This window comes from Streptomyces sp. NPDC093795, from assembly GCF_044764665.1.
Classification (GTDB): domain Bacteria; phylum Actinomycetota; class Actinomycetes; order Streptomycetales; family Streptomycetaceae; genus Streptomyces.
Genome location: NZ_JBIWIO010000003.1, coordinates 751,142 through 759,477 on the forward strand (window position 1 = coordinate 751,142; position 8,336 = coordinate 759,477).

General features: G+C 73.6%; 9 protein-coding genes. 5 read left to right on the forward strand and 4 right to left on the reverse strand.

From position 1 onward, the window contains the following. Window positions 1-33: 33 nt before the first annotated feature. On the reverse strand, window positions 34-498 hold the full coding sequence (locus ACIRB7_RS12220) for an OsmC family protein (RefSeq protein WP_403596102.1): 465 nt from the start codon (window positions 496-498) through the stop codon (window positions 34-36). A 156-nt stretch (window positions 499-654) separates the two neighbouring features. Between ACIRB7_RS12220 and ACIRB7_RS12225 the strand changes: the two genes are divergently transcribed. The 3 genes from ACIRB7_RS12225 to ACIRB7_RS12235 all read left to right on the forward strand — a co-directional run bounded on the left by ACIRB7_RS12225 (window position 655) and on the right by ACIRB7_RS12235 (window position 3,883). Further along, a complete protein-coding gene (locus tag ACIRB7_RS12225) occupies window positions 655-942 on the forward strand; it encodes a hypothetical protein (protein WP_403596104.1) in 288 nt (95 codons plus the stop codon). Between the two features lie 64 nt (window positions 943-1,006). Continuing rightward, window positions 1,007-3,388 carry a molybdopterin cofactor-binding domain-containing protein gene (locus tag ACIRB7_RS12230; RefSeq protein WP_403596107.1) on the forward strand — a complete coding sequence of 794 codons (2,382 nt, stop codon included), beginning with the start codon at window positions 1,007-1,009 and terminating at the stop codon, window positions 3,386-3,388. A gap of 15 nt (window positions 3,389-3,403) precedes the next feature. Continuing rightward, the gene (locus tag ACIRB7_RS12235) at window positions 3,404-3,883 is read left to right on the forward strand and encodes a (2Fe-2S)-binding protein (protein ID WP_403596110.1); all 480 of its coding nucleotides are present in this window, start codon (window positions 3,404-3,406) and stop codon (window positions 3,881-3,883) included. Between the two features lie 18 nt (window positions 3,884-3,901). Here the strand turns inward: ACIRB7_RS12235 and ACIRB7_RS12240 are convergent, their stop codons facing one another. Beyond that, window positions 3,902-4,279, reverse strand: a complete 378-nt coding sequence (locus ACIRB7_RS12240; RefSeq protein WP_403596113.1) for a MerR family transcriptional regulator — start codon at window positions 4,277-4,279, stop codon at window positions 3,902-3,904. Between the two features lie 62 nt (window positions 4,280-4,341). Here ACIRB7_RS12240 and ACIRB7_RS12245 point away from each other — a divergent pair, with 62 nt between their 5' ends. Then, window positions 4,342-5,583, forward strand: a complete 1,242-nt coding sequence (locus tag ACIRB7_RS12245; protein ID WP_403596116.1) for an MFS transporter — start codon at window positions 4,342-4,344, stop codon at window positions 5,581-5,583. Window positions 5,584-5,641: 58 nt separating this feature from the next. Here ACIRB7_RS12245 and ACIRB7_RS12250 read toward each other — a convergent pair whose 3' ends face one another. Next, entirely contained in the window at window positions 5,642-6,475 is an 834-nt protein-coding gene (locus ACIRB7_RS12250; RefSeq protein ID WP_403596119.1) for a hypothetical protein, read from the reverse strand. Beyond that, window positions 6,475-7,749: a VWA domain-containing protein gene (locus ACIRB7_RS12255; RefSeq protein ID WP_403596122.1), complete on the reverse strand. Its 1,275-nt coding sequence runs from the start codon at window positions 7,747-7,749 to the stop codon at window positions 6,475-6,477. Before ACIRB7_RS12255 ends, ACIRB7_RS12250 begins: the two co-directional genes overlap by 1 nt. Window positions 7,750-7,930: 181 nt before the next feature. Here ACIRB7_RS12255 and ACIRB7_RS12260 point away from each other — a divergent pair, with 181 nt between their 5' ends. Next, a complete protein-coding gene (locus ACIRB7_RS12260; protein WP_403596125.1) occupies window positions 7,931-8,155 on the forward strand; it encodes a DUF6458 family protein in 225 nt (74 codons plus the stop codon). Window positions 8,156-8,336 lie beyond the last annotated feature (181 nt).

Here is an 8,336-nt window from a genome sequence, read left to right on the forward strand (position 1 = left end):
GTCGCGGGGTCGGCCGGGCTGTCGGCCGGGCTCTCAGCCCTCGAAGCCGACCGTGCCGTCCGGGAGGATCGCCTCCACGCGCGCGCCGTGCTCCACGGTCCGGCTCACCGTGCAGAACTTCTCGTGCGTCAGACGCACCCCGCGGGCGAACACCTCGGCCGCCCGCGGGTTGTTGTCCGGCAGCTCGAACTCGTAGCTGACCCGGATCCGGCCCACCCGGCCGTCGTCCTCGGGACCGGAGACCGACTCCACCACGATCCGCAGGTCGTCGTGGTCGACGGCCCGCGCGGTCCGGTCCACGACGAGACCACCGCAGCCGCCCATCGCCGCGAGCAGCAACTCGACCGGGGTGAAAGAGGGCTGTGCGTCGGCATCGTCCGCGGCGGCCATCCGGACCTCCGCGCCCCGGTCGTTACGGGCGGTCCAGTTCCGGTACCCGGTGCGGACGGTCTCGATCCGGTAATCGGCCATGGCGGCGGTCTCCTTCGTCGTCGTCAACGTTCCCCGTACGGTACGGTCGCCCGCCCGCCGCCACTCGCCCGGCACGCTTCCTCGGGGCCGGGCCTTCGGGGCGAGCACGTCTGAGTAGCCGGCGCGCACGGTCTGAGTACGTCGACCGATACGCCGCGCGCCGCCCGCTGATGAACTGTGACCATGACCCCCGACGCCCGGCGCACCCGCCCCCTCCAGCACGTCACCGCCACCGGCACGGCCCTCGCCGTCGCCCTCGGTCCGCTGGTGGTCGGCGCACTGATCGCCCGGTCGGTGGGTGGGGACCCGATGGTCTCGGTCAACGCCCTGATCGCGGGCGGTGGCCAGCGTGCCCGGCTTTCCCGCGCTCAGCTCCGTTCGGGAGCACGCTTCCGCCCCGGTGCGCGCCGGCGCCGGACAGGAGCGGCGCGACGCCGTCCGGTGAACGGCTTCCGGAGGTACGCCGGATGAGCGATGATCGTCGCCGACGGTACCCGGCAGTAGCAGGCCGGGGTCATGGCGAAAGGGCACCCGAATGGCGAGGCGGCACCCCGCACGGGACGAACACCGCACGAGCGGCACCGGGGACGAGCACCCGTCGGGCGGAAGCGGCCCCGGCATCGCCCGGCGCCGCTTCCTCGGGTACGTCCTCGCCGCGCCCACCCTCACCGTCGCCGCGCAGCTCGGCGCCGAGGCCCTCGCTCCCCGGGAGGCCGCCGCCGCGGCCCCCGAGCTCATCCCCTCGCTGCCGGGCCCGGCCGAACTCCTCGACCTCAACGAGCTGCTGACCCTCGCGGCCCTGCCCACCAGCCACCTCATCACCATCCGTCTCGACGCCGACGGCACCGCCCACTTCGCCCTGCCCCGCGCCGAGGTCGGCCAGGGCGTCACCACCTCCAGCGCGATGATCGTCGCCGAGGAGCTCGACCTGCCCCTGGACAAGGTGGTGGTGACGCTCGCCGACGCCCGGCCCGAGCTGCTCTTCAACCAGCTGACCGGCGGCTCCAACACCACGTACTCCACCTACACCCCGCTCCGCGTCGCCGCCGCCGTCGCCCGGGGCCGCCTCCTGCGCGCCGCCTCGCTCGTCCTCGGAGACGCCGTCTCCACCCTCACCACCAAGGCCGGAGCCGTCGTCTCCCCGACGGGCACGCTGCTCGGCTACGGCGAACTGGCCGAACGGGCCGCCGCCGTCACCGACACGGCGGTCGAGGTGACCCTCAAGGACCCCGCCCGCTTCCGGGTCATCGGCACCGGGCAGCGCCGCGTCGACGCGCTCGAAGCCGTCACCGGCCGCAAGAAGTTCGCGATGGACCTCCAGGTGCCGGACGCCCTGCCCACCATGGTCTGCCGCCCGCCCACCATCAACGGCACGGTCCGGTCCGTCGCCAACCTCGCCGAGGTCCGGGCCATGCCCGGCATCACCGACGTCGTGACCGTCTCCACCGGCGTCGCCGTCCGCGGCCGCACCTTCGGCCAGTGCGTCGACGCCGTCCGCGCCCTCCGGGTCGACTGGGGTCCCGGCACCGCGGAGGGAGCCTCCGACGCCACCGTCCTCGCGAAGCTCCGCCGCGCCGAACTCCCCCTGGTCGTACCGCCGCTGCCCCTGCTCACCAAGGCGGTCGACGCCCGCTTCACCTTCCACTTCGCCAGCAACGGCGCCCTGGAGACCAACTGCGCGATCGCCGACGTCCGGGAGGACTCCGCCGAGATCTGGGCCTCTCTCAAGGCCCCGATCGTCGCCCAGGAGCAGATCGCCCTCAAGCTCGGACTTCCGGTCCCCGCCGTCCGCGTCCATGTCACCGAGGGCGGCGGCTCCTTCGGCCGCAAGCTGTTCTCCGACGCCGCCCACGAGGCCGTCGAGATCTCCAAGGCGCTCGGCAAGCCCGTCAAGCTGATGTGGCACCGCACCGACGACTTCCGCCAGGGCCGTACGCACCCCATGTCCACCTCACGGGTCCGCGCCACCTACGCGCTCGGTGAGGTCCTCACGTACGAGCAGCGCCACACCTCCGTGGCCACCGACTTCGGCCACGGCATCGGGGAGGTCCTCACGGCGGAGGCGGCCCGGCTCCCGGTCGCCGACGCCGCCTTCTCCCAGACGATGTTCCAGCTCACCCAGATCAGCCCGTACCACCTCGGCGCCACCACCCAGCTGCTCGCGGAGACCGACAAGGGCTTCAACACCGGTTCCATGCGCAACATCTACTCGCCCAACGTCCGCTGCGCGCAGGAGCTCGTCATGGACGAACTGGCGAAGCGCATGGGCCAGGACAGGTACGCGCTGCGGCGTCGGCTCACGAAGGACCCCCGGGCCCGTGCCGTGCTCGACAAGGTCGCCGAGGTGGGGGAGTGGGGCCGGACCATGCCCGCCGGTACGGCCCAGGGCATCGCCGTCCACACCGAGTACCACTCCGCCGTCGCCGTCCTCGCCGAGATCGACTGCCGCCCCGAGACCACCGGACGGAAGATCCCCGGCGCCTACACCGGTCCGCGCGTGACCAAGGTGGTCTGCGCCGTCGACGTCGGCCTCGCCGTCAACCCGCGCGGCCTCGAGGCCCAGATGATGGGCGGCATCTCCGACGGCATCGCCATCACCCTGACGTCCGGCCTCCACCTGCGCGACGGGCACTTCCTCGAAGGCAGCTGGGACCAGTACTTCTACACCCGGCAGTGGAACACCCCGCCCGAACTCGAGATCATCGTGATGTCCCCGACCGACGACAAGCCGGGCGGCGCCGGCGAACTCGCGGTCGCCGGCGCCATGGCCGCCGTCGCCTGCGCCTACGGCCGGGCCACCGGCACGATGCCGACGGTCTTCCCCGTCAACCACGCCGAGCCGCTCGCCTTCACCCCCCTGCCCACCGTCCCGCCCGTCCCCGCCTCGCCCACCGACGGCCGCGACCGCGCCCTGTAGAGACCTGGAGTCCCCGTGCCGCAGCACACCTTCATCCTGAACGGCAAGGCCGTCACCGCCGAGGTCGAGGGCGACGTCCGGCTCCTGTGGGTCCTCCGCGACGTCCTCGGCGTCACAGGACCCAAGTACGGCTGCGGGGTCGGCGTCTGCCGAGCCTGTACGAGCCACCTCAACGGCAAGGCGTTCACGCCCTGCGCCGTGCCCGTCGACGAGCTCGGGCCGGACGACGAGGTCACCACCATCGAGGGCCTCCCGGACACCGTGGGGAGCGACCTCCACCCGATGCAGGAGGCCTGGCTCGACCTCGACGTCGCCCAGTGCGGCTACTGCCAGCCGGGCCAGATCATGACCGCGGTGGCGGAGGTCCGACGGGCCAGGGAGGCCGGCCGGGAGATCACCGAGGCCGACCTCGACACGATCCGCAACATCTGCCGCTGCGGCACCTACCACCGCATCCGCCAGGCCGTCCTGGAGGGCGCCCGCCGGATGGAGTGACCGGCCGTCCGTGAACGGCTACGCCGACGCCGCCGCGGGCTTCGCGCGTACCGCGTCCAGGTACTCCGCCACCGCGTCCCGGTTCCGGGTGAGGCAGCGGATCCGCTCGGTCATCCGGTCCCGCTCCTCCTCCAGGGTGGCCAGCATCTCCGGGGTGGCGTCCGGGAAGTGGATGACGCGCGGCTTGTCCAGGCACGGCAGGATCTGCTTGATGATCCGGGTCGGCAGACCGGCGTCCAGGAGGCCGCGGATCTGCGCGACCCGGTCCACGTTCGACGCGTCGTAGTCCCGGTATCCGTTGGGCAGCCGGTCCGCGACGATGAGACCCTGCTCCTCGTAGTAGCGCAGCAGCCGGCGGGGTGTCCCGGTGCGCTCCGACAGTTCTCCGATCCGCATGGGACGTCCCTCCGGGGACTCGCTTGACCTTCACATCAATGTGAGGGTTCGAGCATAGCCCCATGGCCAACCACACGACAGCGGCGGCCCGTTCCGCCGCGCTCCCCGCCACGGACACGCCCGCCCCCTCCGGCCGGCTGCCCCTCCTCGCCCTGCTCGCCCTCGCCACCGCCGTCTTCGTCACCAGCCTCACCGAGACCCTCCCCGCCGGTGTCCTGCCCGCCATGAGCGCCGACCTCGGCGTCGGCGAGGCCGCCATGGGTCAGTCCGTCACCGTCTACGCCCTCGGGACGGCCCTCACCGCCGTACCCCTGGCCGCGCGCACCGCCGGATGGCGCCGCAAGCGCCTGCTGCTCACCTCGGTCGCCGGATTCGCCGCCGCCAACACCGTCACGGCCTTCTCCTCCTCGTACGCCCTCACCATGGGCGCCCGGTTCCTCGCCGGGGTCGCCGCGGGCGTCGCCTGGGCCCTCCTCGCGGGGTACGCCCGCCGGATCGCCCCGCCACACCTCCAGGGCCGCGCCGTCGCCGTCGCGATGACCGGCATCCCGCTCGCCCTCTCCCTCGGCGTGCCGGCCGGCACCTTCCTCGGCGAGGCCGTGGGCTGGCGCACGGCGTTCACCGCCATGACCGTCATCGCCGTCGCACTCCTCGGCTGGATCGCGCTCGCCGTGCCCGACCTGCCGGGCGAGGCACCCGGCGGGCGGGCACCGGTCGCCCGCACCCTGAAGGTGCCCGGTGTCCTCCCGGTCCTGGCCGCCACCTTCACGCTCGTCCTGGCCCACACCGTCCTCTACACCTACGTCGCCGCCTACCTCGGGCATCTCGGCCTGGCCGGCTCCACCGGGCTCGTCCTGCTCGTCTTCGGCGCCGCCTCGCTGGCCGGGATCTGGTTCACCGGCCGGCACATCGACCGCAGGCTGCGGATCCTGACCCTCGCGGGGACGCTCCTGTTCGCCGTAGCGGCCGCCGTACTCGCCGTCCCGGCCGCCGCGTTCGCCGTCCCGGGCGGCAGCACCGCGCTCGTGCTGACGGCCGCCGTCCTCTGGGGGTTCGGCTGGGGCGGCGCGCCCACCCTGCTCCAGACCGCCGTCGCGGACGCCGGCGGGGACGCCGCCGACACCGCGCAGACCATGCTGGTCAGCCTCTGGAACGCGGCCATGGCGGCCGGCGGCCTCGCGGGCGGTGTCCTGCTCGACGGCCTCGGCGCCCGTGCCCTGCCTTGGACCGTGCTCGTCCTGCTCGTCCCGGTGGTGGCTCTCGTGGCCGGCGCCCGCGTCCATGGTTTCCCCGCCCGCCGGTGAGCCCACGGCACCACGAAGGCCCCCACCGTCCCGGCGGGGGCCTTCGTGCGGGCGACCGTCAGGCGGCCGGCGGGACCCGGGACGGGCGTCCCGCGCCGCGCGTGAGCACATAGCCGCCGACGCCCGCGAGCGCCGCGAGCACGCCGCCCGCCGCGGTCCAGAGCCAGCGGTCGGACCACCAGCCGGAGGACCAGCCGTCCTCGGGGGCCGCGGCCTCGACGGCCGAGGGCCGGCCGGCCTCGGCGTCGGCCTCCGCCCGGTCGGCGGTCGTCGCCCCGGGTACGAGCGGCGCGGCGAGCGCGCCGTCCGAGGCGTAGGCGCCGTTCTTGTCGACGGTGGTCACCCCGATCCGGGCCGAGAACGGCTGGCCGAGGTCCTCGTCCGGCAGGCCCGTGACGGTCAGCCGTATGTAGTAGCTGCCGGGCAGCGGGTCGTTCGCCCAGGCGTCGGCCGCGGCGCGTACCGGCCGCAGCACACAGGCGAGTTCCACGGCCGCGGTCTCCTTCGCCGCCGTACGGGACTGCGTCCCGTACATGCACGGCTGACGGCGCCGCAGCCCGTCGTACACGTCGACCCGCCAGGTCGTCGGCCCGTGCCGCAGGGCCGTGTCGGGCAGCGTCACGGTGGCCTTCACCGTAGACCGCTGACCGGTGTCCGCCGGGAACACCCAATACAGGTAGTCACCCGTGGCGGCCCGTGCGGTGGCGTGCTGCCCCGGAAGGAACCGGGCGGCGGTACGGAAGGTCGTGCCGGCCTCCGTCGGCCCGGCCGTGGACCGGGTGTCCGGGTCCGCGGTGGCGGGCGGGGAGTCGGCCACGGCGGCCGGACCCGCGAGGCCGAGAAGCGCGGCGCCCGTGAGCGCGGCCGCGGCGAGCATGCGTACGGTACGCATCAGTGGGTCCTCCAGACAGCGACGCGCCAACGGGACACCCAGCCCCAGAGCAGACCGGCCAGGAAGCCGACGAGCACCAGCGCGCCCAGCAGCCACCAGCCGCGGCCGAGACCGAACGAGGCCACGTCCGAAGCGGCCGACGGGCCGTCGACGACATCCACCGTCAGCTCGATGGGCATGCCGGGCGTCCTCTTGACCGACGGGGGAGCGGAGAACGAGTTGCTGACCTGGAGACAGACCGTCTCGGCGGCCGGCTTGGCGTCCCCGGGCCCGTCGTCCAGCTCCGGCTTCGGATAGCGCAGGCCCGTCGAGATCACGTCGGTGCGCCCGTCGCCCGCCTCGGAGCCGCGCACGATCTCCCGGCCGTGCCGGGTGACGGCGCGAAGCAGTACCCCGTAGTCGTTGTCGACGGCGCGGTCGGCCGACACGCTGACGGAGGCGCGCAGTTCCTGACCGGGCAGCAGCTCCACCCGGTACCAGCGGTGCTGGCCGAAGGTCTCGCGGTCGGTGTACAGGCCGGGCTTGAGCTGCGGCGCGTCGGCGCAGCGATCGGCGCCCCCGGTGGCCACGGGCGTGACGACCGGGTCGGCGGCGCGGTCGACCAGCTGCCGGACCCGGCGGGAGAGGTCCTCGGTGCGGTGGACCGAGGTGTACGTGCCTCCGGTCGCCTCCGCGATGCAGGTGAGCTGCTGCCGGGTCTTGGCGTTCGGCACCAGGCCCAGGGTGTCGATGACGAGGTGGATGCCCTTCGCCGCGATCTCCCGCGCCACCTGGCAGGGGTCGAGCGGGGCGCAGGTGTCCTCGCCGTCGGTGATGAGCACGATCCTGCGGGTGGCGTCGCCGCCCTCCAGGTCCTCGGCCGCGCCGAGCAGCGCCGGGCCGATCGGGGTCCAGCCCGTCGGGGCCAGGGTGGCCACGGCGGTCTTCGCCTCGGTCCGGTCGAGCGGGCCCACCGGGTAGAGCTGCCGGGTGTCCTTGCAGCCCCGCTTGCGGTCCGGCCCGGGGTAGTCGGCGCCCAGCGTGCGGATGCCCAGCTGGACCTCCTCGGGCACCGCGTCCAGGACCTCGTTGAAGGCCTGCTTGGCCGCGACCATCCGGGACTTGCCGTCGATGTCCTTGGCCCGCATGGAGCCGCTGACGTCGAGGACCAGCTCGACCTTGGGGGATTCCTTCGCGACCGGCTCGTCGGCGGTCGCGCTCGTCGGCAGGAGCGCGACGCCCAGGGCGGCGAGCAGCGCGCAGGCCCCGGTCGCCAGCCGTTTTCTCGTGATCATCGCCGGATCGTATTGATGATCCTCCGACAATCCAAAACCGGGGGCACGGCGGAAGGCGCTCGTCCTCGTCGTGACGGCCGTGGTGATCGTCGTCCACCCCGGCGCCGAGCCGGGGATGAGCCGGGGATGAGCTGGAAGGACCGGGGTAGCCGATGCCCATCTCACCCACTAGGGAGGAATCATGGGTCTGGGTGTCTGCATCATCCTGATCGCGGTCGGAGCCATTCTCACGTTCGCGTCCGACTGGGAGGTCGAGGGGATCAACCTCGATCTTGTCGGTCTGATCCTCATGGCCGTCGGCATCATCGGAACGGCGGTCTACACCAGCATCCTGAGGCGGCGTCGGCTCGTCGTCCCGCCGGCCACCACCACCGTGACCGACAACGACCGACGGGACCTTCTCTGAGTCCGTGTCCGTCCGCACCGGACGGCTTCCGCGGCACACGAGAGGGGTGGGCCCCCGCCCCGCGGGGGCCCCCCCCGTTCGCGGGTTTGGCGGGTCTCGCGCGGGGCGCCCCCGGCGGGCCCCCGCAACGGGCGATCGGGACCCGCGGGGGGGTGGGGTTGGCACCCGGGCGGGGGTGCAC